Raw genomic sequence first — 336 nt, forward strand, 5'->3', positions numbered from 1 at the left:
ATCGCGCAGCTTGCCAATCGGCCCGCCCGCCAGCGCCTCCGGCGACACGTGGCCGAAGCAGGCGCCCGTCGACACGCCCGAGAAGCGCGCATCGGTGATGAGCGACACCGTCTTGCCCCACGAGATATGCTTTAGCGCGGAGGTGAGCTGGTAGGTCTCTTCCATGCCGGTGCCGGACGGCCCGCCGCCGATCACCACCATGATATCGCCCTGCACAATCTCTTCCCGCTTGATCGCCTTGATCGCCTGCGCTTCCGAGACAAACACCCGCACCCGGCCGGTGTGGTGGTATACGCCATCTTCGCCCACCACCGACGGGTCGATCGCCGTGGCCTT

1 pseudogene is annotated in these 336 nt (G+C 66.4%); it reads right to left on the reverse strand.

What is annotated here, in order from left to right:
- A pseudogene (locus EOS_RS42880) lies at nucleotides 1-336 on the reverse strand (dihydroxy-acid dehydratase domain-containing protein); the annotation flags it as partial.

This window comes from Caballeronia mineralivorans PML1(12) (assembly GCF_001028175.1).
In the GTDB taxonomy this organism is placed as follows: domain Bacteria; phylum Pseudomonadota; class Gammaproteobacteria; order Burkholderiales; family Burkholderiaceae; genus Caballeronia; species Caballeronia mineralivorans.